Source organism: Streptomyces sp. NPDC048275 (genome assembly GCF_040652275.1).
In the GTDB taxonomy this organism is placed as follows: domain Bacteria; phylum Actinomycetota; class Actinomycetes; order Streptomycetales; family Streptomycetaceae; genus Streptomyces.
Genome location: NZ_JBEZLR010000001.1, coordinates 141260 through 165135, shown reverse-complemented (window position 1 = coordinate 165135; position 23876 = coordinate 141260). Strand labels below are relative to the sequence as shown.

Here is a 23876-nt window from a genome sequence, read left to right as displayed (position 1 = left end):
TCACCGATCCCTAGAGCTTGATCTCGATGTCGACACCGGCCGGGAGGTCGAGTCGCATCAGAGAGTCAACGGTCTTGGGCGTCGGGTCGAGAATGTCGATCAGGCGCTTGTGCGTGCGCATCTCGAAGTGCTCGCGCGAGTCCTTGTACTTGTGCGGCGACTTGATGACGCAGTACACGTTCTTCTCAGTGGGCAGCGGCACCGGGCCTGCGACCGACGCACCAGTGCGGGTCACCGTCTCGACGATCTTCTTCGCCGAGGAGTCGATGACCTCGTGGTCGTAGGCCTTGAGCCGGATGCGGATCTTCTGTCCCGCCATGGCTACTCAGTAGTCCTTTGTCTAGTGAAACGCTCTGGAACCCGGGGGTTCGCGTCCTGTCTCCGACCCACGCGGTCGGGTGTGTCGCGCTCCCGCCGCAGGGGTATCCACAAACGGATTTCCCTGCCAGGGACACGGCTCTACCCGAAAGCAACCGCAGGACCGGGGGCAAAACACCCACCGGGTGCCTGGTCTGCACCCCGCTGACACTTCCCGAAAGATTCCCGTACGTCCGCCCCAGCGCTGCCTTACGGCAGTTGAGGCGACGAGTACTGTGGGACTCGCTTCCGGTCCTCCCGGCGGGAGGCGCGCAGCATCGGCACTCGACCGAGCAACCCCGCTAGTCTGCCACAGAGGGCATGGCGGACGCCAATCGAGCCGGAGACAATACCCCGAGAGTGACGCAGGTCAAACACGGGGCGCGCGCCGGGGCCGCCCGAGTACTGACGCCGGACGAGGGGACGGACCGGGTCAGCCCTCGCAGGCGTACGGCACGAAGGCCGCCCACGCGTCGGGCGTGAGCGCGAGCTGGGGGCCGGCGAGGTTCTTGGAGTCGCGGACGTGGATCGTGGCGGGAGCGGTGGCGATCTCGACGCAGGAGTCGCCATCAGGACCGTCGCTGTAGCTGCTCTTGAACCACGCCAGTTCAGAGGTACCCCCGGCGAAGGCCTTGCGGATCATGTTTCTCCCAGCAGTTGCTCGATGAAGGCCAATGACTCCCCGGGCGAGAGAGCCTGAGCCCGGATGGTGCCATACCGCAGTTCAAGGATCCTCAGCTGCTTCGGATCGGAAGTCGGGCGGCCGTTGAACGCGCCGTCGGAACGACCCAGCGCCGTGCCGTCCGCGAACTTCAGCACCTCGATCTTGCCGCTCAGCCCGGGGTGGGCTCCGGAATGCGTCGGCATCACCTGAAGAGTGACATTGCGCAACCGCCCCACCTCCAGCAAGCGTTCGAGCTGCTGTCGCCTCACCATTGTGCCTCCGACACGGCGTCGGAGCGTCGCCTCTTCCTGGACGAAGCTGAGTGCAGGCGCAGGTTCGCGTTCGAAGATCGAGTGCCGCGCCATGCGGGCCGCCACGCGGCGCTCCACTTCCTCCTCCGAGTACGACGGTTGCCACACCTCGAACAAGGCCCCCGCATGCTCAGGCGTCTGCAACAAGCCATGGAGACTGAGCCCGACGTACACCCCGATCTCGGCGGCCTGCGCCTCCAGCTTCGCGATCTCCCGAACCTTCTTCGGATACCGAACCCGCGCCACGTCCTCCTTCATCGCCGAGAGCAGCCCACCCGCCCCCAACACCTCGTCCGCCCGCTCCAGATACCCGGGCTGGGGGATCCGCTTACCCCCCTCGATCTTGTAGACCATGTCCTCCCCGTACCCGACCGCCGCTCCGAACTCGGCGGCCCGCATCCCCTTCGCCTCCCGCCGCAGCTTCAACTGCCGCCCCACAGTCGCGACGACCGCCACACCCCAGTCGTCGTCCGGGTCCACCTCCCAACCCGGCTCGTCCGCCTCGCCCTTGAGCCGACCCGCGTCGCCATCCACGTACATCGCGCACCCCTCCGTCGTACCGCTGCGCCGCAACGGCCCCTACCCGTACGGCCCCTGTCGACAGCTCGACACGACCGGACAAACTCCGGACAGTAACCGTACGCATCGACCGAGTAACGAATGGCGAATCACGAATCACGGTAAGAACACCGAACCCCGGCGGCGTGTGCTCCGGTGCGACCGGCGCTCTTCCCCAAGAAACACGGGAGAGAAAGAAACCCCACCAAGCCCCACCCCTCCCGCCCGCCGCGCAAACTCACTCGCGCGAGTGAACATCGCCAACTCGGCTGGATCCGGGACCTGTTGCCTGCCCTACGCTCAGCGCGACACAACCGCAGACATACGACGGCCCCCGCCGGGACTGCCATCCCAATGCGAGGGCCTGACCACCGAGGAAAAAGAGCTTCCCGATGGATACGCAGAACCCTAGCGCGCCCCCGTGCGCGCAGTCCGGTATCGCGGGCAAAAACCGCCGGCACGCGCACGCCCACCCCGGCGGCGTCATCCACGACAACACCCGCCACACCACCCGCTTCACGGTGATCGGCAACCACCTCGCCCAGCACCCCGAGCTGTCGCTCCTCGCGATCGGGCTGGCCGTCCACATCCAGTCGCTGCCCACCGGCGCCCGCGTCGACATCAAGACCCTCGCCGCCCGCTTCCCCGAGGGCCCGGACCGAATCGCCGCCGCCCTGCGCGAACTCGAAGCCCACGGCTACCTCCGCCGCACCCGCGAACGCACCCCCGGCGGCCGGATCGTCACCCGCACGATCTCCTGCAACCGGCCGGGACACCACGGCACGGCCGACGCGCCCAGGCCGCCCGCTCGACGGGCCTCCCTGGAAAAGAAACCCCCGCGCCGCGCCCTCCCCGCCGTGCCGAAACCGGCGTACGCCTCCCCCACCCTTCTCCAGACCGCCGTCGACCTCCTCGCGGGCCTCCGCCGCCACGACCCCCGCCTGCTCCTCTCCGCCACCGACGCGGAGCACCTCGCTCCCGGAGTCGCCGCCTGGCTAGAACGCGATCTCACCCCCACCGCCGTACAACAAGCCCTGACCACGGACCTGCCAGCCGAAGACCTGCGCCGCCCAGCAGCCTTCCTCGCCCACCGCCTCGCCGCCCAGCTCCCGCCCCCGCCCCCGTTCCGCGCGCCCGCCTCACCACTGGCGGTTCGGCACCCCCTCCAGAACTGCGACGGCTGCGACCGCGCCTTCCGCGCGCCCGACCCCGGCCACTGCCGCGACTGCCGATCCGATCTCCCGGAGGCCGCCTAGCATGAACGTGACGATCCTTGCCCCCGGGCACGGCAGACGAGGAGCGAGCGCCATGACCATCGCCCCAAACGACGCGCGACAGGGCGCCTCCCACATCTACCGGGCCATGCGGGACCTCGTTCAGTCCATGGACGACACCATCCCCGGCAAATTCGAGATCACCAAGAAGGGGATCGTCCACGACATGATGGCGCCCGTCGGTCCGCACGAGTTGACCACTCTTCATGTCAGGAAACGCCTTGAGAAAGTCATGCCGGACGAGCTCGTGGCCCACACGGGCGAACCCGACGTCGAGGACGAACCCCAGGGCATCCTGCGCCGTCCGGACGTGATGGTGATCGCCATGGTGGACATGGACGTCCCGGGTTCCTTCGATCCCCGTACCCTCATCGCGGCCGTCGAAGTGGTCTCCCGATCCAACCCGGACAACGACTGGGTGAGCAAGGTGCGCGACTACCCGCTGATGGGCGTCCCGATCTACGCGATCTTCGATCCCCGCACCGCCACCGGCGCCGTCCTCTCCGACATCCACTCCACTCCCGACGGCCCCCGCTACGCCACCCGCAAGGACTTCGTGTACGGCGAGGACGTCACCATCGCCGAGTGGACGATCTCCACCGCGGGCCTTCCCCGCTATCCGGACGAGTAAGCCGGACAGCGGCAACGAAGTCATTCCGCTGCTCCACCTGGAGCACTCCCACGCGACAGCGCGCCATAGGCCGCCGATCGTGGATCCATGGCAGAAGAGACCATCAGCGTCCTGGCGGAGCCGCCGCTTCCCCCCGTCCGCGACTGGCCCGCCGGTGAGCTGCGCGGGACCGAGTTCGAGCCGGTGCTCGCGGAGTTGATGCGGGAGGGTCCGCTGACACGGATCCGGCTTCCGCACGGGGAGGGCTGGGCGTGGCTGGCGACGCGCTACGACGACGTGAAGATGATCACGAACGATCCCCGGTTCAGCCGGAAGGAAGCCTCCGTCCGGCAGGTCACACGGCTGGCGCCGCACTTCGCGCCCAGGCCCGGCGCGCTGGCGTGGGCCGACCAGCCCGACCACAACCGGCTCCGCCGCGCCGTCGCGAACGCCTACACCGTGAGCGCGGTGAAGCGGCTGCGTCCCCGTGCCCAGGAGATGCTCGACGTTCTGGTCGACGGCATGCTGCGCGACGGGCCGCCCGCCGACCTCATCGAGCGGGTCCTCGAACCCTTCCCGATCAACGTCGTCTGCGAGGTCATGGGCGTACCCGCCGACGAACGGCAGAAGCTGCACGACTGGACGCGCGAGATCATCTCCACCGCGGGCGGCGCCGAAGCCTCCGAGCAGGCCAAGAAGGGCCTGTTCGGATGGATCGGAGAAGCCATCCGCGACCGCCGGGACAACGAAAGCGACGGTGACAGCGAGGACGTGCTGTCGTTGCTCGGCGCCGCCGTGCGGCAGGGCGAGCTCGGTATGGAGGAGGCGATCAGCGTCTCCGGCCCGCTCCAGATCGGCGGCGAAGCCGTCACCAACAACAGCGGCCAGATGTTCTACCTCCTCCTCACCCGCCCCGACCTGATGGAACGCTTCCGCAGCGACCCCGCGTCCCGCCCCGCCGCCATCGAGGAACTCCTGCGCTACATCCCGCACCGCGCCGCCGTCGGCCTCCCCCGCATCGCCACGGAGGACGTCGACATCTCGGGCATCCGCGTCAGCGCGGGCGACCCGGTCTACGTCTCCTACCTGGCCGCCAACCGCGATCCGGACGTCTTCCCCGACCCCGACCGGATCGACCTCGACCGGGACACCGGCGCCCACATGGCCTTCGGCAACGGGCCGCACTTCTGCACCGGCGCCGTCTTCTCCCGGATGCAGATCGAGCTGCTGATCGACACCCTGCTGACCCGCCTGCCCGACCTGCGCCTCGCCGTGCCCGCCGACGAGGTCCCCTTCCGGCAGCGCACGATGATCCGCGGCCCGGTAGCCCTCCCGGTGACCTGGTAGGCCGGGCTCACCGTCCGGACGCCAGCCCCTCCCCCACCGCCGCGTACGCCGGCTTCGTCACGAAGTTCTCGTCCATCAGCGTCGCCGCACCCTGCCCTGGAGCACGACATCCCGCGCCATCGCGTCGCCGGGCCGTACGCCCGTTGTCACCCGTTCGATGTCGTCCCGCCCCGGGGTCTGTGGACCGCGCGCCCGCATCGGCCCGTGCCACGCCGGACAGGACCAGAAGCGCGGCGAGCCCCGCACCGAGCACGGTTCTACGGCTGACGTTTCCAGACATGCCTACACCCCTCGGCCGCGTCGGCGTCGAATGGTTTCGGCGGGACGTCGGCATGAACGGCACACGGCAAAGGGGCCCGTACGACCGAAGTCGTACGGGCCCCTTCAAGGAGCTCGCGAGGAGCTACCAGGTCAAGCGATCAGCAATTACTTGTTGATCTTGGTGACCTGGCCGGCGCCCACGGTCCGGCCACCCTCACGGATGGCGAACTTCAGGCCCTCTTCCATGGCGACGGGCTGGATGAGCTCGACCTTCATCTCAGTGTTGTCGCCCGGCATGACCATCTCCGTGCCCTCGGGGAGGGTCACAACACCGGTCACGTCAGTCGTACGGAAGTAGAACTGCGGACGGTAGTTGTTGAAGAACGGCGTGTGGCGGCCACCCTCGTCCTTGGACAGGATGTAGGCCTGGGCCTCGAACTCGGTGTGCGGCGTGACCGAACCGGGCTTGATGATGACCTGGCCGCGCTCGACGTCCTCGCGCTTGATGCCACGGAGGAGCAGACCGACGTTCTCACCGGCCTGGCCCTCGTCGAGCAGCTTGCGGAACATCTCGATGCCGGTGACCGTGGTGGTGGTCTTCTCCTGCTTGATACCCACGATGTCAACGGTCTCGTTGACCTTGAGGATACCGCGCTCGATACGACCGGTGACGACGGTGCCACGACCGGTGATCGTGAAGACGTCCTCGATCGGCATCAGGAACGGCTTGTCGACGTCACGCTCGGGCTGCGGGATGTTCTCGTCGACGGCCTTCATCAGGTCGAGGACGGTCTGGCCCCACTCCTTGTCGCCCTCAAGGGCCTTGAGCGCCGAGACCTTGACGACCGGCAGGTCGTCGCCCGGGAACTCGTACTCGGAGAGCAGCTCACGGACCTCGAGCTCGACGAGCTCCAGGATCTCCTCGTCGTCCACCATGTCGGCCTTGTTCAGGGCGACAACGATGTACGGAACGCCGACCTGGCGGGCCAGGAGCACGTGCTCCTTGGTCTGCGGCATCGGGCCGTCCGTGGCGGCGACAACGAGGATGGCGCCGTCCATCTGCGCCGCACCCGTGATCATGTTCTTGATGTAGTCCGCGTGACCGGGGCAGTCGACGTGGGCGTAGTGACGCGTCTCGGTCTGGTACTCGACGTGCGCGATGGAGATGGTGATACCGCGCTGGCGCTCCTCAGGAGCCTTGTCGATCTGGTCGAAGGCCGAGGCCTCGTTCAGGTCCGGAAACGCGTCGTGCAGCACCTTGGTAATGGCGGCCGTGAGGGTCGTCTTACCGTGGTCGATGTGACCGATGGTGCCGATGTTGACGTGCGGCTTAGTCCGCTCGAACTTCGCCTTCGCCACTGGGGTCCTCCTGAGAGTGGTTCTGGTACGCCTTACTCATCGGCGCCAGGTGATCTTTGCTGGGGTGCCGGCCGCCGGGGTTCTCCCTTACCGGTTGAGCCCCGGCGGTCGGTGTCAAGCCTAAAGCGTGTGAACGGGGTGCGTTACTCGCCCTTGGCCTTCGCGATGATCTCCTCGGCGACGTTCCGGGGAACCTCGGCGTAGGAGTCGAACTGCATCGAGTAGCTTGCGCGACCCGACGTCTTGCTGCGGAGGTCTCCGACGTAGCCGAACATCTCCGAGAGGGGCACGAGGCCCTTCACGACGCGGGCACCGGCCCGCTCCTCCATGGCCTGGATCTGGCCACGGCGGGAGTTGATGTCGCCGATGACGTCACCCATGTAGTCCTCGGGCGTGGTGACCTCTACGGCCATCATCGGCTCGAGCAGCACGGGGCTGGCCTTGCGCGCGGCCTCCTTGAAGGCCTGCGAACCGGCGATCTTGAACGCGAGCTCGGAGGAGTCGACCTCGTGGTAAGCACCGTCGAGAAGCGTGACGCGGACGCCCGTCATCTCGTAGCCGGCGAGGATGCCGAACTGCATGGCCTCCTGCGCACCGGCGTCCACCGACGGGATGTACTCCCGCGGGATGCGGCCACCGGTGACCTTGTTCACGAACTCGTACGCCGGACCGTCGGCCTCGGTGATGGGCTCGATCGCGATCTGCACCTTGGCGAACTGACCGGTACCACCGGTCTGCTTCTTGTGGGTGTAGTCCACGCGCTCGACGGCCTTACGGATCGTCTCACGGTAGGCGACCTGCGGCTTACCGACGTTGGCCTCGACCTTGAACTCACGGCGCATACGGTCGACCAGCACCTCGAGGTGCAGCTCGCCCATACCACCGATGATGGTCTGGCCGGTCTCCTCGTCCGAGTGAACCTGGAAGGAGGGGTCCTCCTCCGCGAGACGCTGGATGGCGACACCCAGCTTCTCCTGGTCACCCTTGGACTTGGGCTCGATGGCGACCTGAATGACCGGCGCCGGGAAGTCCATGGACTCCAGGATCACCGGGTTCTTGTCGTCGGACAGCGTCTCACCGGTGGTGGTCTGCTTCAGGCCCATCACGGCGACGATGTCACCGGCGCCCACCGCCTCGATCTCCTCACGCTTGTTCGCGTGCATGCGGTAGATCTTGCCGATGCGCTCCTTCTTGCCCTTGACGGAGTTCAGCACGGCAGTGCCGGACTCCAGGCGGCCCGAGTAGACCCGGACGAAGGTGAGCTTGCCCAGGTGCGGGTCGCTCATGATCTTGAAAGCGAGCGCGGACAGCGGCTCGTCCTCGGACGGCTTGCGCTTGACGACCAGCTCCGGGTCCTTGACGTCGTGGCCCTCGATGGCCTCGACGTCGAGCGGAGTCGGGAGGTAGCGCACGACCGCGTCGAGCAGGGGCTGAACGCCCTTGTTCTTGAACGCGGTGCCACAGAACACCGGGGTGACCGTGGTGTCGTTGGACTTGCCGGACGCGATGGTGATGCGACGGATCGCGGCGTACAGCTGCTCCTCGGTGGGCTCCTGGCCCTCCAGGTACAGCTCCATGATCTCTTCGTCGTTCTCGGCAACGCCCTCGATCAGCTTGCCGCGGTACTCCTCGGCAGCCTCGATGTGCGTGGCCGGGATGTCGACGACGTCGTACATCTCGCCCTTGGCGGCCTCGGCGGACCACACGAGCGCCTTCATGCGGACCAGGTCCACAACGCCCTTGAAGTCCATCTCGGCACCGATCGGAAGCTGCATGACCAGCGGCTGCGCACCAAGGCGGTCCGAGATCATGTCGACGCAGCGGTGGAACTCCGCGCCGGTCCGGTCGAGCTTGTTGACGAAGCAGATGCGGGGCACGCCGTAACGGTCGGCCTGACGCCACACCGTCTCGGACTGCGGCTCAACACCGGCGACACCGTCGAACACCGTGACGGCACCGTCGAGGACGCGCAGCGAGCGCTCCACCTCGACCGTGAAGTCGACGTGCCCCGGGGTGTCGATGATGTTGATCGTGTAGTCGTTGTCCTCAAGCGGCCAGTGACAGGTGGTGGCAGCAGAGGTGATCGTGATGCCACGCTCCTGCTCCTGCTCCATCCAGTCCATGGTGGCAGCGCCGTCGTGGACTTCACCGATCTTGTAGCTGACGCCGGTGTAGAAGAGGATCCGCTCGGTGGTGGTCGTCTTGCCCGCGTCGATGTGAGCCATGATCCCGATGTTGCGGACCCTGGCCAGGTCAAGTGAAGTGGTAGCCATATTGGCTCAGTCTTCTCTCGGTCTCGATGGGGGTAGCGACTACCAGCGGTAGTGCGCGAAGGCCTTGTTGGACTCGGCCATCTTGTGGGTGTCCTCGCGCTTCTTGACGGCCGCACCGAGGCCGTTCGAAGCGTCGAGAAGCTCGTTGAGCAGACGCTCGGTCATGGTCTTCTCGCGGCGGGCGCGGGAGTAACCCACGAGCCAGCGCAGCGCGAGCGTGTTGGCGCGACCGGGCTTGACCTCGATCGGCACCTGGTAGGTGGCGCCACCAACACGGCGGGACTTGACCTCGAGGGTCGGCTTGATGTTCTCCAGCGCGCGCTTGAGCGTGATGACCGGGTCGTTGCCGGTCTTCTCGCGCAGGCCCTCCATGGCGCCGTACACGATGCGCTCGGCGGTGGAGCGCTTGCCGTTCAGCAGCACCTTGTTGATCAGGGAGGTGACAAGAGGAGAACCGTAGACCGGGTCGATGATGACCGGGCGCTTCGGGGCGGGGCCCTTACGAGGCATTCTTACTTCTCCTTCTTGGCGCCGTAGCGGCTGCGGGCCTGCTTGCGGTTCTTGACACCCTGGGTGTCAAGCGAACCTCGGATGATCTTGTAGCGAACACCCGGCAGGTCCTTCACACGGCCGCCGCGCACGAGCACGATGGAGTGCTCCTGCAGGTTGTGTCCCTCACCCGGAATGTAAGCGGTGACCTCGATCCCGCTGGTCAGACGCACACGCGCGACCTTACGCAGGGCCGAGTTCGGCTTCTTCGGGGTGGTCGTGAACACACGCGTGCAGACGCCGCGACGCTGGGGCGAACCCTCGAGTGCGGGCGTCTTGTTCTTCTCGACCTTGTCCTGCCGGCCCTTCCGGACCAGCTGCTGGATCGTAGGCACTACTTCTCCGGTTTCTGTGTGCCGAATGGTGAAGCTAACCTGGAACATCTCCGACCCACGCGGTCGGGTGTGTCGAATGCTGCAGACTCCCACCGCAAGGCGGAAAGAGCGCAGATTACGGTGGCCGGTTACGACTCGCCTCGCGGTTTAAAGGCACGCACGCGAGCCAGGGCACACCCCAGGCACAAGGTCTGAGCGTACCTACCTCACGGACTTCGGTCAAAACAAATGCGATGGGGCACGACACGCCGGGCTTTTCGAGCCGCGTACGCCCAGTATCGGTCAAGGAGGCCGATTGCCGCCCGTTCGCCGAGCAGCCACCTCAAGTACGTTGACTGGTTGCCACACCGATGGCATAGCCGCAGGTGAAGACGGGGGGCAGGGCAATGACCGGGGCTCGGACGCGCGCCTGGGACGACGACGGCCTCGATGACCGAGTGCCGTTCCTGCCCGTTTGGAAAGAGTTATGTGATTGGCAGGTCGTCGTACCAAGGAGCTGCCGCGTCGTCGCCGTACGCCGCGATCTGCTGCGCCGGATCATAGGGGGCACGCACTCTCCGTGAGCTGCCGTCACCGCACGCCGCCCTGTGGCGGCAGGCGTCAGCGAGACGGCCCGGCTGCGTGCGGACCCCGGCGACACTCCGTCATGGAGCTCATCGACGCCCAGGTCCCGGTTCCCGGCCCGCTGAAGGCCCTGCTCTCCGAGACACCCGCACTGCTGCACAACAAGAACCGGCTCGATGGCGGCCAGTGCCCAGATACGCCTGCGCATGGCGCTCTCCAGCGGCTACACGGCCGTGGAAGCCCCTGCGCCAGGCGTTGCACCTCCGCGAGGCGGACAGCGTGCAAGAGGGGCCGCCGGCTGTAGTCGGTGAACGCCGAAGGGCGGTCACCCCCAACCGGGGATGACCGCCCTTCGCGTACTGCCTACTACCGCTTACTGGTTGTACGGACCGTAGTCGTAGTCCTCCAGCGGAACGGCCTGGCCGGAGCCCGTGCCGAACGGCGAGTAGTCGATGTCGTCGTAGCCGACGGCCGAGTACATCGCGGCCTTGGCCTCCTCGGTCGGCTCGACCCGGATGTTGCGGTAGCGGGACAGACCCGTACCGGCCGGGATGAGCTTACCGATGATGACGTTCTCCTTGAGGCCGATCAGGGAGTCGGACTTGGCGTTGATCGCCGCGTCCGTCAGAACCCTGGTCGTCTCCTGGAAGGACGCCGCCGACAGCCACGACTCGGTCGCCAGCGAGGCCTTGGTGATACCCATCAGCTGCGGACGGCCGGAGGCCGGGTGGCCGCCTTCCTGGACCACACGACGGTTCTCGGTCTCGAACTTCGAACGCTCGACCAGCTCGCCGGGCAGCAGCTCCGCGTCGCCCGACTCGATGATCGTCACACGGCGCAGCATCTGCCGGATGATGATCTCGATGTGCTTGTCGTGGATCGACACACCCTGCGAGTTGTAGACCTTCTGGACTTCGCCGACCAGGTGGACCTGGACCGCGCGCTGACCGAGGATCCGCAGCACGTCGTGCGGGTTGGTGGCACCCACGGTGAGCTTCTGGCCCACCTCGACGTGGTCGCCCTCGCCCACCAGCAGACGGGCACGCTTCGAGATCGGGAACGCCGTCTCGTCGCTGCCGTCGTCCGGGGTGACGACGATCTTCTTGGTCTTCTCGGTCTCCTCGATCCGGATCCGGCCGGAGGCCTCCGAGATCGGGGCGACACCCTTCGGCGTACGAGCCTCGAAGAGCTCGACGACACGGGGCAGACCCTGGGTGATGTCGTCACCGGCCACACCACCGGTGTGGAAGGTACGCATCGTCAGCTGCGTGCCGGGCTCACCGATGGACTGGGCGGCGATGATGCCGACCGCCTCACCGATGTCGACCAGCTTGCCGGTGGCCAGCGAACGGCCGTAGCACATGGCGCAGGTACCGACGGCGGACTCGCAGGTCAGGACCGAGCGGGTCTTGACCTCCTCGATGCCGTGCTTGACGAGCTCGTCGATGAGGACGTCGCCGAGGTCGGTGTTGGCCGGGGCCAGCACCTTGCCGTCAACGGTGATGTCCTCGGCCAGCGCACGTGCGTACACGCTGGTCTCGACGTTCTCCGCCTTGCGCAGCACACCGTCCGCGCCGCGCTCCGCGATGTGCAGCTTGAGGCCACGGTCGGTGCCGCAGTCCTCCTCGCGGATGATGACGTCCTGCGAGACGTCCACCAGACGACGGGTCAGGTAACCCGAGTCGGCGGTACGCAGGGCGGTGTCCGCCAGACCCTTACGGGCACCGTGCGTGGAGATGAAGTACTCCAGCACGGACAGACCCTCACGGAACGACGCCTTGATCGGACGCGGGATCGTCTCGTTCTTCGCGTTCGACACCAGACCACGCATACCGGCGATCTGACGCATCTGCATCATGTTTCCTCGGGCACCCGAGTCAACCATCATGAAGATGGGGTTCGTCTTCGGGAAGTTCGCGTTCATCGCCTCGGCAACCTCGTTGGTCGCCTTGGTCCAGATCGCGATGAGTTCCTGCGTGCGCTCGTCCTTGGTGATCAGACCGCGCTCGTACTGCTTCTGGACCTTCTCGTCCTGCGCCTCGTAGCCCTTGACGATCTCCTTCTTCGCCTCGGGAACGACGATGTCGGAGATGGCCACGGTGACGCCGGAGCGGGTCGCCCAGAAGAAGCCGGCCGCCTTCAGGTTGTCGAGCGTCGCCGCCACGATGACCTTGGGGTAGCGCTCGGCGAGGTCGTTGACGATCTCGGAGAGCTGCTTCTTGCCGACCTCGTAGTCGACGAACGGGTAGTCCTCGGGCAGCAGCTCGTTGAAGAGCGCGCGGCCCAGCGTCGTACGGAGGCGGAAGGTGTCACCCTGCTGCCACTCCGGCTCGCCCTCCTCGCGCGCCGGCGGAGTCCAGCCACGCGGCGGGATGGTGCCCACCGGGAAGCGGATGTCCACGGGCGACTGCAGCGAGAGCTCGCCGGCGTCGAACGCCATGATCGCCTCGGCGACGGACGCGAAGGAGCGCTCCCCGCCCTTGACGTTGCGCAGCTCACCGTCGGTGGTCAGGAAGAACAGACCGAGGACCATGTCCTGGGTCGGCATCGTGACCGGGCGACCGTCGGCGGGCTTGAGGATGTTGTTCGAGGACAGCATCAGGATGCGGGCCTCGGCCTGCGCCTCCGCGGACAGCGGCAGGTGCACGGCCATCTGGTCACCGTCGAAGTCCGCGTTGAACGCGGTGCAGACGAGCGGGTGGATCTGGATGGCCTTGCCCTCGACCAGCTGCGGCTCGAAGGCCTGGATGCCGAGGCGGTGCAGCGTGGGCGCACGGTTCAGCAGAACCGGGTGCTCCGCGATGACCTCTTCCAGCACGTCGTACACGACCGTGCGGCCGCGCTCGACCATCCGCTTGGCGCTCTTGATGTTCTGCGCGTGGTTCAGGTCGACCAGGCGCTTCATCACGAACGGCTTGAAGAGCTCCAGCGCCATGGCCTTGGGCAGACCACACTGGTGCAGCTTCAGCTGCGGACCGACGACGATCACGGAACGCGCGGAGTAGTCCACACGCTTACCGAGCAGGTTCTGACGGAAACGACCCTGCTTGCCCTTGAGCATGTCGCTCAGGGACTTCAGCGGGCGGTTACCCGGACCGGTGACCGGACGGCCACGACGGCCGTTGTCGAACAGCGCGTCAACAGCCTCCTGAAGCATGCGCTTCTCGTTGTTCACGATGATCTCGGGCGCACCGAGGTCGAGAAGTCGCTTCAGACGGTTGTTGCGGTTGATCACACGGCGGTACAGGTCGTTCAGGTCGGAGGTCGCGAAGCGGCCACCGTCCAGCTGCACCATCGGACGCAGGTCCGGCGGGATGACCGGGACGCAGTCGAGGACCATGCCCTTGGGGCTGTTGGAGGTCTGCAGGAAGGCAGACACGACCTTCAGCCGCTTCAGCGCACGGGTCTTCTTCTGACCCTTGCCGGTACGGATGATCTCGCGAAGCCGCTCGGCCTCTTCATCCAGGTCGAAGGACTCCAGGCGCTTCTGCAGCGCCGCGGCACCCATCGAACCGTCGAAGTACGTGCCGAAGCGGTCACGCAGCTCGCGGTAGAGGAGCTCGTCGCCCTCCAGGTCCTGGACCTTGAGGTTCTTGAACCGGGTCCACACCTCGTCGAGACGGTCGATCTCGCGCTGCGCACGGTCACGCAGCTGCTTCATCTCACGCTCGGCACCTTCGCGCACCTTGCGGCGTACGTCGGCCTTGGCGCCCTCGGCCTCCAGCTCGGCCAGGTCGGTCTCGAGCTTCTTGGCGCGGGCCTCGAGGTCGGCGTCGCGACGGTTCTCGACCTGCTGACGCTCGACGGAGACGTGCGCCTCCAGCGAGGGCAGGTCACGCGTGCGGCGCTCCTCGTCGACGTACGTGATCATGTACGCCGCGAAGTAGATGACCTTCTCGAGGTCCTTCGGGGCAAGGTCGAGCAGGTAGCCGAGACGCGACGGAACGCCCTTGAAGTACCAGATGTGGGTGACGGGAGCGGCCAGCTCGATGTGGCCCATCCGCTCACGACGCACCTTGGCGCGAGTGACCTCGACGCCACAGCGCTCACAGATGATGCCCTTGAAGCGGACACGCTTGTACTTGCCGCAGTAGCACTCCCAGTCCCGGGTCGGACCGAAGATCTTCTCGCAGAAGAGTCCGTCCTTTTCGGGCTTGAGGGTGCGGTAGTTGATGGTCTCGGGCTTCTTGACCTCGCCGTGGCTCCACTGACGGATGTCGTCAGCGGTGGCCAGACCGATCCGGAGCTCATCGAAGAAGTTGACGTCGAGCACTATGCGTCAATCCCTCTCAGGGTTGTAAGTCTTAGGGGTCTGATACGGGGGTCCTGGGGCCGGCGGCCTTCTGGTGAAGGCCGCCGAACTCCCGTCAGACCTCTTCGACGCTGCTCGGCTCGCGCCGGGACAGGTCGATGCCGAGCTCCTCCGCTGCGCGGAAGACGTCCTCGTCGGTGTCACGCATTTCGATGGACATACCGTCGCTGGACAGCACCTCCACGTTGAGGCAGAGAGACTGCATCTCCTTGATGAGCACCTTGAAGGACTCGGGGATGCCGGGCTCGGGGATGTTCTCGCCCTTGACGATGGCCTCGTAGACCTTCACGCGGCCGGTGACGTCGTCGGACTTGATGGTCAGCAGCTCCTGGAGGGCGTACGCGGCGCCATAAGCCTCAAGCGCCCACACCTCCATCTCGCCGAAGCGCTGGCCACCGAACTGGGCCTTACCACCCAGCGGCTGCTGGGTGATCATCGAGTACGGACCGGTCGAACGCGCGTGCAGCTTGTCGTCGACCAGGTGGTGCAGCTTCAGGATGTACATGTAGCCGACCGAGATCGGCTCCGGGAACGGCTCGCCGGAGCGGCCGTCGAACAGCGGCGCCTTACCGGTCGGGAGCACCATGCGCTCGCCGTCGCGGTTCGGAATCGTGTGCTGCAGCAGACCCGCGAGCTCGTCCTCACGCGCACCGTCGAAGACGGGGGTGGCGACGTTGGTGCCCGGGGCGACCTGGTCGGCCTCGATGGCCTGCAGGCGCTGCGCCCAGTCGTCCGCGAGGCCGGAGACGTCCCAGCCGCGGCTGGCGAGCCAGCCGAGGTGGATCTCCAGAACCTGTCCCGGGTTCATTCGGGACGGGACACCCAGCGGGTTGAGGATGATGTCGACCGGGGTGCCGTCCTCCAGGAACGGCATGTCCTCGATCGGCAGGATCTTCGAGATGACACCCTTGTTGCCGTGGCGGCCGGCGAGCTTGTCACCGTCCGTGATCTTGCGCTTCTGCGCCACGTAGACACGAACCAGCTGGTTCACGCCCGGCGGCAGCTCGTCGCCCTCTTCACGGTCGAAGACGCGGACGCCGATGACCTTGCCGATCTCACCGTGCGGCACCTTCAGCGAGGTGTCGCGCACCTCGCGCGCCTTCTCACCGAAGATCGCGCGGAGCAGGCGCTCCTCGGGGGTCAGCTCGGTCTCACCCTTGGGCGTGACCTTGCCGACCAGGATGTCGCCGGCGACGACCTCGGCACCGATGCGGATGATGCCGCGCTCGTCGAGGTCGGCGAGGACCTCCTCGGAGACGTTCGGGATGTCCCGGGTGATCTCCTCGGGGCCGAGCTTGGTGTCACGGGCGTCGACCTCGTGCTCCTCGATGTGGATCGAGGAGAGGACGTCGTCCTGCACGAGGCGCTGCGACAGGATGATCGCGTCCTCGTAGTTGTGACCCTCCCACGGCATGAACGCCACGAGCAGGTTCTTGCCGAGCGCCATCTCGCCGTTCTCGGTCGCCGGACCGTCGGCCAGAACCTGACCGGCGACGACCCGGGCGCCCTCGTCCACGACAACCTTCTGGTTGACGGAGGTGCCCTGGTTCGAGCGGGAGAACTTGTGCAGGCGGTACGTGGTGTACGTACCGTCGTCGTTGGCGGTGGTGACGTAGTCCGCGGAGACCTCCTGGACCACACCGTCCTTCTCCGACTTCAGGACGTCACCGGCGTCGACCGCACAGCGGTACTCCATGCCGGTGCCGACCAGCGGCGCCTCGGACTTGATGAGCGGAACGGCCTGACGCATCATGTTCGCGCCCATGAGGGCACGGTTGGCGTCGTCGTGCTCCAGGAACGGGATCATCGCGGTCGCGACCGACACCATCTGGCGCGGCGAGACGTCCATGTAGTCGACGTCCTCACCGGGGACGTAGTCGACCTCTCCGCCACGACGGCGGACCAGGACGCGGGACTCCTCGAAGCGGAGCTCGTCCGTCAGCGGCGCATTGGCCTGCGCGATGACGAACCGGTCCTCTTCGTCGGCCGTCAGGTAGTCGACCTCGTCGGTGACGACACCGCCGGTGACCTTGCGGTACGGGGTCTCGACGAAACCGAACGCGTTGACCCGGCCGTACGAGGCGAGCGAGCCGATCAGACCGATGTTCGGGCCTTCAGGGGTCTCGATCGGGCACATGCGGCCGTAGTGCGACGGGTGCACGTCACGGACCTCGAAGCCGGCCCGCTCACGGGAGAGACCACCCGGGCCAAGAGCCGACAGACGGCGCTTGTGGGTGAGACCCGACAGCGGGTTGTTCTGGTCCATGAACTGCGACAGCTGGCTGGTGCCGAAGAACTCCTTGATGGAGGCGACGACCGGCCGGATGTTGATCAGGGTCTGCGGCGTGATCGCCTCGACGTCCTGAGTCGTCATGCGCTCGCGGACGACGCGCTCCATACGAGCCAGACCCGTGCGGACCTGGTTCTGGATGAGCTCGCCGACGTTGCGCAGACGACGGTTGCCGAAGTGGTCGATGTCGTCGGTCTCGACGACGATCGAGGTGCCGTTGTCGCCAACGGTCTCGGTCTCACCGGCGTGCAGCTTCACCAGGTACTTGATCGACGAGATGATGTCCTCGACGGTCAGGATCCCGGCGTCCAGCGGGGCTTCGCCGCCCAGCTTCTTGTTGACCTTGTAGCGGCCGACCTTGGCGAGGTCGTAGCGCTTCGGGTTGAAGTAGAGGTTCTCGAGCAGCGTCTGCGCGGCCTCACGGGTCGGGGGCTCGCCCGGACGCAGCTTGCGGTAGATGTCGAGCAGCGCGTCGTCCTGGCCCTGGGTGTGGTCCTTCTCCAGGGTGGCGCGCATGGACTCGTACTCGCCGAACTCCTCGAGGATCTGCTCGGTCGTCCAACCGAGAGCCTTCAGGAGAACGGTGACGGACTGCTTGCGCTTGCGGTCGATGCGGACACCGACCATGTCGCGCTTGTCGATCTCCATCTCCAGCCAGGCACCCCGGGACGGGATGACCTTCGCGGAGAAGATGTCCTTGTCGGACGTCTTGTCGATGGAGGAGTCGAAGTAGACACCCGGCGAGCGGACCAGCTGGGACACCACGACACGCTCGGTGCCGTTGATGACGAAGGTGCCCTTGTTGGTCATGAGCGGGAAGTCGCCCATGAAGACCGTCTGGGACTTGATCTCGCCGGTCTCGTTGTTGGTGAACTCGGCGGTGACGAAGAGCGGCGCCGAGTACGTGAAGTCGCGCTCCTTGCACTCGTCGATGGAGTTCTTCGGGGGCTCGAAGCGGTGGTCACGGAACGTCAGGGACATCGACCCGGAGAAGTCCTCGATCGGGGAGATCTCCTCGAAGATCTCCTCCAGACCGGACTTCGTGGGGACATCCTGTCCGCTGTCCAAAGCCGCCTCGACACGAGCCTTCCACGCGGCGTTGCCGAGCAGCCAGTCGAAGCTCTCGGTTTGCAGCGCAAGAAGGTTCGGAACCTCGAGGGGCTCCTTGATCTTTGCAAAGGAGATGCGCAGCGGGGCGGTGCTGGCGCCGTTGTTCGTATTCGCGGTCGAGGCAGTGCGCGAGGCGGCCAAGAGGGGGTCCTTCCGAGGGCTCGGACTCACTACGCGCGTACCGGTCCCCAGCAGGGGCACAGAGACAGGTCGTTCCCGATCGGCCCAAGAAGGCCAGTTCAGGGATGTTCCAATCGTCGGTGCTCAAGCGAGGGCATGCCCCTGGTGACGGGCAGGAGGCAGCTAACAGGCAGCGCAAAGGGTCAGTGTAGCCAGTCGGCCCACTGATGTCCAGTCCCGGTTTTTTGAGACCCTCGTTGTTCTCAACACCTGCGGCAAGCCACGCCCTCAATGCACATCGATACTGCCCTCTTCGCCACCGATCCATGCCTCGGATCCGGATCGTTGTGACGACGCGTCCTGAGAATTGCGCGCTGCGTGCTGTTCGTCAAGGCCCCCCATGCCCAAAGCAAGTGCCGCGATCGTCACGTGCAACCTGTCTTGCAGCCCGTCTTGCAGCCCGTCACGGGCGCGGCCGGAGGCACAACGAAGATCACCATACTCGCCGCGACCGACAGCGCAAGACAGCCGCTACGGGGACCCCTGGAACGCCGAAGAGCGACCACCCAGTTGGGTGATCGCTCCTCAGTGCGTCAGCGTTACAGCGCTTCCTGGCGTCCGCGTTACGGCGCTACGTGAGCGGCTGTGTGCGGCGCCGCGTGAGCGGCTGCGTCGGCACGCGTGAGTCCGTACCGGACCGTGAAAGTCCGTACTGGACCACGAGGGGCTCCACGGTCCGCTGAGAGTCCGTGGGAGCCCACGAGGGCCCTTGCGGGACCCTCGAGGTGTTACTTGACCTCGACGGAGGCGCCGGCGCCCTTGAGGGACTCAGCAGCCTTCTCGGCGGCCTCCTTGGCGACCTTCTCGAGGACCGGCTTCGGAGCGCCGTCCACGAGGTCCTTGGCCTCCTTCAGGCCCAGCGAGGTCAGCTCACGCACGACCTTGATGACCTGGATCTTCTTGTCGCCGGCACCCGTGAGGATGACGTCGAACTCGTCCTGCTCGGCCTCGGCCTCAACGGCGGCGGCGGGACCGGCGGGGCCGGCAACGGCGACCGCGGCGGCGGCGGTGACGTCGAACTTCTCCTCGAACGCCTTCACGAACTCGGAGAGCTCGATGAGGGTCATGTCCTCGAACTGCGCGAGCAGGTCTTCCTGGCTGAGCTTCGCCATGATGGGCGATCCTTCCACTTATTCGGCTGGTGCCGGATGTACTGGTGAGGCGGGCGTACTTTCGGCCCGCTACGACCGTTCGCCTAGGCGGCGACGGTCAATGCGCGAGCCGAATTACTCGGCACCGCCCTGCTCGGCCTGCTTGGCACGGAGCGCGTCCACGGTGCGGACGAGCTTCGAGGGAAGCGCCTGGAAGAGCGAAGCAGCCTGAGACTGCTTGCCCTTGAAGGCACCCGCCAGCTTGCTGAGCAGAACCTCGCGGGACTCGAGGTCCGCAAGCTTCTTGATCTCGTCGGCGGACAGCGCCTTGCCGTCAAGGACACCGCCCTTGATGACGAGGTTGGGGTTGTCCTTGGCGAAGTCACGAAGACCCTTCGCCGACACCACCGGGTCACCGGTGATGAAGGCGACCGCCGTCGGACCGTTGAACAGGTCGTCGAGCGTAGAGATCCCGGCCTCGTTGGCCGCAATCTTGGTCAGCGTGTTCTTCACCACGGCGTACTGGGCGTCTTCACCGAGCGAACGACGCAGCGTCTTGAGCTGCGCCACGGTGAGACCCCGGTACTCGGTCAGCACAGCGGCGTTCGAGCTGCGGAACTGGTCCGCGAGCTCGGCTACCGCGGCAGCCTTGTCGGGCCTTGCCATAGAGCGTCGGCCTCCTTCCGGGTGATGAGGACCGCTCAGAAGGGGCTGGGGAAAACGAAACGCCCCGGCGCAGGCGCACGGGGCGTAGCTCCACCGAAACATTCGCGAGCTTCACAAGCGAATTCCGGGAGCACATCCACAGTCACCTACGCGGGTCGTCCGCAGTGTCAGCGGATCCTTCGGCCACCTTGCCCTCTTGCGAGCGCAAGGCAACGACCAGCGGTCTTTGGCTTCTGGAGAACAGTACGTGAAGGGGTTGCTGTCAAGCAAATCCGCTCGGCAGCGCCCCGGCTCAGCCCTGCTGGGCTTCCTTCATCATCTCGGCGAGGTCGACCGTGTCCTTGGCGGGCGGGGCCTTGACCGTCACCGGCTGGTTGAAGTCGAGGAAGGTCATGGTCACGTCGAACTTGCCCTTGTCGGCGTCCGCGCGCATCCGGAACTGCTTGGTGTGGTCGTCCTCGTCGATCCACATGTCCATCGTCATCTTGTCGGCGCCCATGTCCTCGTACTGCTTGAGGCTCTTCTCGCGCTTCTCCCGCGTCGCCTTGTCCTCGCTCTTGAGGTCGGCGCGCAGGTCGTCGAGAGTGACCGTCCCCTTGTAGTGCGTGGTCTGGACACCGTCGACCTTCTCGGTGCCGACCTTCTTCACGTCCTTGGAGCCGGTCAGGAAGGTGGACTCCTGGGTCGGGTCCTGGTTGGCCTGGTCCGAGAGCCCGCCGGCGCCGAGACCCGCGGAGGCGCCATCGGTCATCGCGGAGACGTCGAACTTCATCCAGCTCTTGCCGTCCATCTCCTTGGCGGCGGCCGCACCCCCGCCCATGTACATCGCCCCGTCGACGAGCCGAATCTCCACCTTGCCGTCGGCGCCCTGATCGAGGGCCGTCATCTTCATGCTCATGGCCAGCGGCTTCATGGCCATCGACGCCTCGGCCTCGACACGGCCCGACTCCGGGACCGTGCCGGCCATCCGGTAGCTGAGGGACGTGATGTCCTCAGTGTTCTTCGCCGCCTTCGCGACGGCCGCGGCGGGCGTCATGTTCGGCGAGTCGTCCGCGCTCTTCGAACAGGCGACCACGCCTCCGCCCAGCGCCAGCGCGGCGATCGCGACCCCCGTCGTCCCACGTCGCACAGAACCACGCACGGAACCACTCACAGAAACCTTCAAGATCCCCCCCAGGGAACAGATGAACTATGCACAGACATTCGTGAGCCTAGCCCAGGGAGGTTCGAGTGGTCTCCCGAATTCTTTGGAGTCTCTTGGGTTCCTCGGGGTCCCCTGGGTTCCTCGGGGGTCCCCTCGGTTCTTCAGGGCCCCTGAGTTCATCGGGGCCTCGGAAGCCTCAGCTGGTGGCGCCCTGCAACTTCAACAGGTCCTTGAAGTCGGCGGTGTCGCTCGCCGGAGGCTCCGCGGCGGAGACCTTCACGCCGTAGTCGCTGTAGTACGCCGTCGAGGACATCGTGCCGCTGGACAGCTCGCCCTTCTCGACCTTCTTGACGAGCAGGTCGTCGTCGTTGACCCAGATGTCGACCCGCTCCGTGCTGACGCCGGCCTGGGTGAGCTGCTCCTTGAGGTCGGCGAGCTGACTCTCAGTCAGGTTGGAGTTCTTGGTCGCCATGTCCGCGACGTTCACCGTGCCCGAGTAGTGCGTGGTGTTCTCGCCGCGCACTGTCTCCTCGCCGACCTTCTTCACGTCGCCGGAGGCCAACAGGAGCTTCACCGACTGGTTCGGCGTGGTGTTCTGCATCTGGTCCTTGAGATACGCGCCGGAGCCGCCGCCGAGCTCCGCCAGGTCGTCGTACGCGTACTTGATCCAGTGCTTGCCGCCCACCTGCTCGGCGAACGTGTCGCTCATCCTCGCGTAGTAGGCGTCGGACAGATAGCGGGCCTGCATGGAGGTGCTGCCCGTCTTGCGCATCGTCTCGGCCAGCGTGCCGCCGGTGTACGTGATGGTCATGGTGCCGGTGAGGCCGTCGGCCCAGCCCATGACGCCGTCCGCCTCCATGGACATCAGGGTGCCCATGGTCGTCGTGGACTCGACCTTGGCGGAGTCCGCGCCGTCGGTGGACTTCTCGACGGAGCGAAGGGCGGCTATCGGGCTGAACTGGGTCGTGCCCTTACGGGCCGCCTTGTCGTCGCCGGAGCTCCCGGAGGAATCCGAGGAGCAGGCGGACACTCCCGTCAGCGCGCTCACCAGCACGATCGACAGGGTCACGCGGCGCACGGTCGTGCTCTTCATTCGTCCCACCCCTATGCGAATCCTGAGGGCTGCACGCTAGCGCAGCCCACTGACACACGTATCCGGATTTTGTGTCCCGGAACCCCCGGCGGCGGCCTCTCGAAGGTCTCCGGAAACATCTCCGGAAATGGGGACGGGCCCCGCACCTCGAAAGGTTGCGGGGCCCGTGCCAAGAACGCGTATGCGACGCGGCCTGCGGTGAGCGGGAGGCTCAGACGGCGGCCGGGTCCTCCTCGACGAGGAGGTTGCGGGTGCGGTTCGGGTCGACCGGAACGCCGGGGCCGATCGTGGTGCTGATCGCGGCCTTCTTGATGTAGCGACCCTTGGCGGCCGACGGCTTCAGACGAAGGATCTCGTCCAGCGCGGCGCCGTAGTTCTCCACCAGCTTGGTCTCGTCGAACGAGGTCTTGCCGATGATGAAGTGCAGGTTCGAGTGCTTGTCGACGCGGAACTCGATCTTGCCGCCCTTGATCTCGGTCACGGCCTTGGCCACGTCCGGGGTCACGGTGCCGGTCTTCGGGTTCGGCATCAGACCACGCGGGCCGAGGACGCGGCCGAGGCGGCCGACCTTGCCCATGAGGTCCGGGGTGGCGACGACGGCGTCGAAGTCCAGACGGCCCTTCGACACCTCGTCGATGAGCTCGTCGGAGCCGACGATGTCGGCGCCCGCGGCGAGTGCGGCCTCGGCACGGTCACCGGTCGCGAAGACCAGGACCCGGGCGGTCTTACCGGTGCCGTGCGGGAGGTTCACGGTGCCACGGACCATCTGGTCGGCCTTGCGCGGGTCGACACCCAGGCGGAAGGCGACCTCGACGGTGCCGTCGAACTTCGAGGTGGAGGTCTCCTTGGCGAGACGGACGGCCTCGAGCGGGGCGTAGAGCTTCTCCCGGTCGATCTTGGCGTCCGCAGCGCGGAGAGACTTGCTGCGCTTGCTCACTACTGCTCCTGTGTGTTCTGAGGAGTCGTGGTACGGACCGAGCAGGCCCTGCCACGTGCGGCCGAAGCCGCATGGTTCCTACGAAGGTGGGTGTCAGCCCTCGACCGTGATGCCCATGGAACGGGCGGTGCCGGCGATGATCTTCGACGCGGCGTCAAGGTCGTTGGCGTTGAGGTCGGGCATCTTGGTGGTGGCGATCTCGCGGACCTGCGCCTGGGTGATCTTGGCGACCTTGGTCTTGTGCGGCTCGCCGGAGCCCTTTTCGACACCCGCGGCCTTGAGGATCATCTTGGCGGCCGGCGGCGTCTTGGTGACAAAGGTGAAGGAGCGGTCTTCGTAGACCGTGATCTCCACCGGGATGACCCAACCGCGCTGCGACTCGGTCGCGGCGTTGTAGGCCTTGCAGAACTCCATGATGTTGACGCCGTGCTGGCCCAGCGCGGGGCCGACCGGCGGAGCCGGGTTGGCGGCGCCGGCCTGGATCTGGAGCTTGATAAGCCCCGTGACCTTCTTCTTCTTGGGAGGCATTCCGGGTCCTCTTTCGTTTTCGCCTTCCTACGTCCGAGTTGCCCCAGACGGCTGCCTTCAGCC

The 23876-nt window shown here is 66.3% G+C and carries 18 protein-coding genes; 3 read left to right on the top strand and 15 right to left on the bottom strand.

The features are described 5' to 3' along the window. Positions 1–10 precede the first annotated feature (10 nt). The 3 genes from rpsJ to AB0D57_RS00770 form a co-directional block, all read right to left on the bottom strand. On the bottom strand, positions 11–319 hold the full coding sequence (rpsJ, locus tag AB0D57_RS00780; RefSeq protein ID WP_003948644.1) for a 30S ribosomal protein S10: 309 nt from the start codon (positions 317–319) through the stop codon (positions 11–13). A 471-nt stretch (positions 320–790) separates the two neighbouring features. Beyond that, positions 791–1000 carry a DUF397 domain-containing protein gene (locus AB0D57_RS00775; RefSeq protein WP_362065420.1) on the bottom strand — a complete coding sequence of 70 codons (210 nt, stop codon included), beginning with the start codon at positions 998–1000 and terminating at the stop codon, positions 791–793. Continuing rightward, the gene (locus AB0D57_RS00770) at positions 997–1872 is read right to left on the bottom strand and encodes a helix-turn-helix transcriptional regulator (protein WP_362065417.1); all 876 of its coding nucleotides are present in this window, start codon (positions 1870–1872) and stop codon (positions 997–999) included. Before AB0D57_RS00770 ends, AB0D57_RS00775 begins: the two co-directional genes overlap by 4 nt. 410 nt (positions 1873–2282) lie before the next feature. On the opposite strand from AB0D57_RS00770, the gene AB0D57_RS00765 reads away from it, so the two are divergent. From AB0D57_RS00765 to AB0D57_RS00755, 3 genes are all read left to right on the top strand, one after another. After that, a complete protein-coding gene (locus tag AB0D57_RS00765; RefSeq protein WP_362065414.1) occupies positions 2283–3146 on the top strand; it encodes a helix-turn-helix domain-containing protein in 864 nt (287 codons plus the stop codon). A gap of 52 nt (positions 3147–3198) precedes the next feature. Then, positions 3199–3795, top strand: coding sequence for a Uma2 family endonuclease (locus AB0D57_RS00760; protein WP_362065411.1), 597 nt, complete (start codon positions 3199–3201; stop codon positions 3793–3795). An 87-nt stretch (positions 3796–3882) separates the two neighbouring features. Beyond that, positions 3883–5121, top strand: coding sequence for a cytochrome P450 (locus AB0D57_RS00755; protein WP_362065408.1), 1239 nt, complete (start codon positions 3883–3885; stop codon positions 5119–5121). A 426-nt stretch (positions 5122–5547) separates the two neighbouring features. Here the strand turns inward: AB0D57_RS00755 and tuf are convergent, their stop codons facing one another. The 12 genes from tuf to rplK all read right to left on the bottom strand — a co-directional run bounded on the left by tuf (position 5548) and on the right by rplK (position 23813). Beyond that, positions 5548–6741: an elongation factor Tu gene (tuf, locus tag AB0D57_RS00750; protein ID WP_362065405.1), complete on the bottom strand. Its 1194-nt coding sequence runs from the start codon at positions 6739–6741 to the stop codon at positions 5548–5550. A 143-nt stretch (positions 6742–6884) separates the two neighbouring features. Further along, entirely contained in the window at positions 6885–9014 is a 2130-nt protein-coding gene (gene fusA, locus AB0D57_RS00745; protein WP_362065402.1) for an elongation factor G, read from the bottom strand. Between the two features lie 39 nt (positions 9015–9053). After that, positions 9054–9524: a 30S ribosomal protein S7 gene (rpsG, locus tag AB0D57_RS00740; RefSeq protein ID WP_003974303.1), complete on the bottom strand. Its 471-nt coding sequence runs from the start codon at positions 9522–9524 to the stop codon at positions 9054–9056. Positions 9525–9526: 2 nt separating this feature from the next. Next, complete coding sequence (rpsL, locus tag AB0D57_RS00735) at positions 9527–9898, bottom strand: 30S ribosomal protein S12 (RefSeq protein WP_003948652.1); 372 nt, start codon at positions 9896–9898, stop codon at positions 9527–9529. Between the two features lie 937 nt (positions 9899–10835). Continuing rightward, entirely contained in the window at positions 10836–14735 is a 3900-nt protein-coding gene (locus AB0D57_RS00730; protein WP_362065398.1) for a DNA-directed RNA polymerase subunit beta', read from the bottom strand. 94 nt (positions 14736–14829) lie between these two features. Beyond that, positions 14830–18315, bottom strand: coding sequence for a DNA-directed RNA polymerase subunit beta (gene rpoB, locus AB0D57_RS00725; RefSeq protein ID WP_362065395.1), 3486 nt, complete (start codon positions 18313–18315; stop codon positions 14830–14832). 767 nt (positions 18316–19082) lie between these two features. Beyond that, on the bottom strand, positions 19083–19466 hold the full coding sequence (gene rplL / locus AB0D57_RS00720) for a 50S ribosomal protein L7/L12 (RefSeq protein WP_362065392.1): 384 nt from the start codon (positions 19464–19466) through the stop codon (positions 19083–19085). Positions 19467–19580: 114 nt separating this feature from the next. Continuing rightward, positions 19581–20111, bottom strand: a complete 531-nt coding sequence (gene rplJ / locus AB0D57_RS00715) for a 50S ribosomal protein L10 (protein WP_362065389.1) — start codon at positions 20109–20111, stop codon at positions 19581–19583. 292 nt (positions 20112–20403) lie between these two features. After that, positions 20404–21240, bottom strand: a complete 837-nt coding sequence (locus AB0D57_RS00710; protein ID WP_362065386.1) for a DUF1396 domain-containing protein — start codon at positions 21238–21240, stop codon at positions 20404–20406. 211 nt (positions 21241–21451) lie between these two features. Next, positions 21452–22348 (bottom strand): hypothetical protein, encoded by an 897-nt coding sequence (locus tag AB0D57_RS00705; RefSeq protein WP_362065383.1) that lies wholly within the window; start codon positions 22346–22348, stop codon positions 21452–21454. Positions 22349–22559: 211 nt separating this feature from the next. Next, the gene (gene rplA, locus AB0D57_RS00700; protein ID WP_099942858.1) at positions 22560–23285 is read right to left on the bottom strand and encodes a 50S ribosomal protein L1; all 726 of its coding nucleotides are present in this window, start codon (positions 23283–23285) and stop codon (positions 22560–22562) included. Between the two features lie 93 nt (positions 23286–23378). Next, positions 23379–23813 carry a 50S ribosomal protein L11 gene (gene rplK / locus AB0D57_RS00695; RefSeq protein WP_095853122.1) on the bottom strand — a complete coding sequence of 145 codons (435 nt, stop codon included), beginning with the start codon at positions 23811–23813 and terminating at the stop codon, positions 23379–23381. Positions 23814–23876 lie beyond the last annotated feature (63 nt).

What these genes read in the sequence shown, in the direction of transcription:
- rpsJ (WP_003948644.1), bottom strand. Translation starts at nt 319, where the DNA reads ATGGCGGGACAGAAGATCCGCATCCGGCTCAAGGCCTACGACCACGAG.
- AB0D57_RS00775 (WP_362065420.1), bottom strand. Translation starts at nt 1,000, where the DNA reads ATGATCCGCAAGGCCTTCGCCGGGGGTACCTCTGAACTGGCGTGGTTC.
- AB0D57_RS00770 (WP_362065417.1), bottom strand. Translation starts at nt 1,872, where the DNA reads ATGTACGTGGATGGCGACGCGGGTCGGCTCAAGGGCGAGGCGGACGAG.
- AB0D57_RS00765 (WP_362065414.1), top strand. Translation starts at nt 2,283, where the DNA reads ATGGATACGCAGAACCCTAGCGCGCCCCCGTGCGCGCAGTCCGGTATC.
- AB0D57_RS00760 (WP_362065411.1), top strand. Translation starts at nt 3,199, where the DNA reads ATGACCATCGCCCCAAACGACGCGCGACAGGGCGCCTCCCACATCTAC.
- AB0D57_RS00755 (WP_362065408.1), top strand. Translation starts at nt 3,883, where the DNA reads ATGGCAGAAGAGACCATCAGCGTCCTGGCGGAGCCGCCGCTTCCCCCC.
- fusA (WP_362065402.1), bottom strand. Translation starts at nt 9,014, where the DNA reads ATGGCTACCACTTCACTTGACCTGGCCAGGGTCCGCAACATCGGGATC.
- rpsG (WP_003974303.1), bottom strand. Translation starts at nt 9,524, where the DNA reads ATGCCTCGTAAGGGCCCCGCCCCGAAGCGCCCGGTCATCATCGACCCG.
- rplL (WP_362065392.1), bottom strand. Translation starts at nt 19,466, where the DNA reads ATGGCGAAGCTCAGCCAGGAAGACCTGCTCGCGCAGTTCGAGGACATG.
- rplJ (WP_362065389.1), bottom strand. Translation starts at nt 20,111, where the DNA reads ATGGCAAGGCCCGACAAGGCTGCCGCGGTAGCCGAGCTCGCGGACCAG.
- AB0D57_RS00705 (WP_362065383.1), bottom strand. Translation starts at nt 22,348, where the DNA reads ATGAAGAGCACGACCGTGCGCCGCGTGACCCTGTCGATCGTGCTGGTG.
- rplK (WP_095853122.1), bottom strand. Translation starts at nt 23,813, where the DNA reads ATGCCTCCCAAGAAGAAGAAGGTCACGGGGCTTATCAAGCTCCAGATC.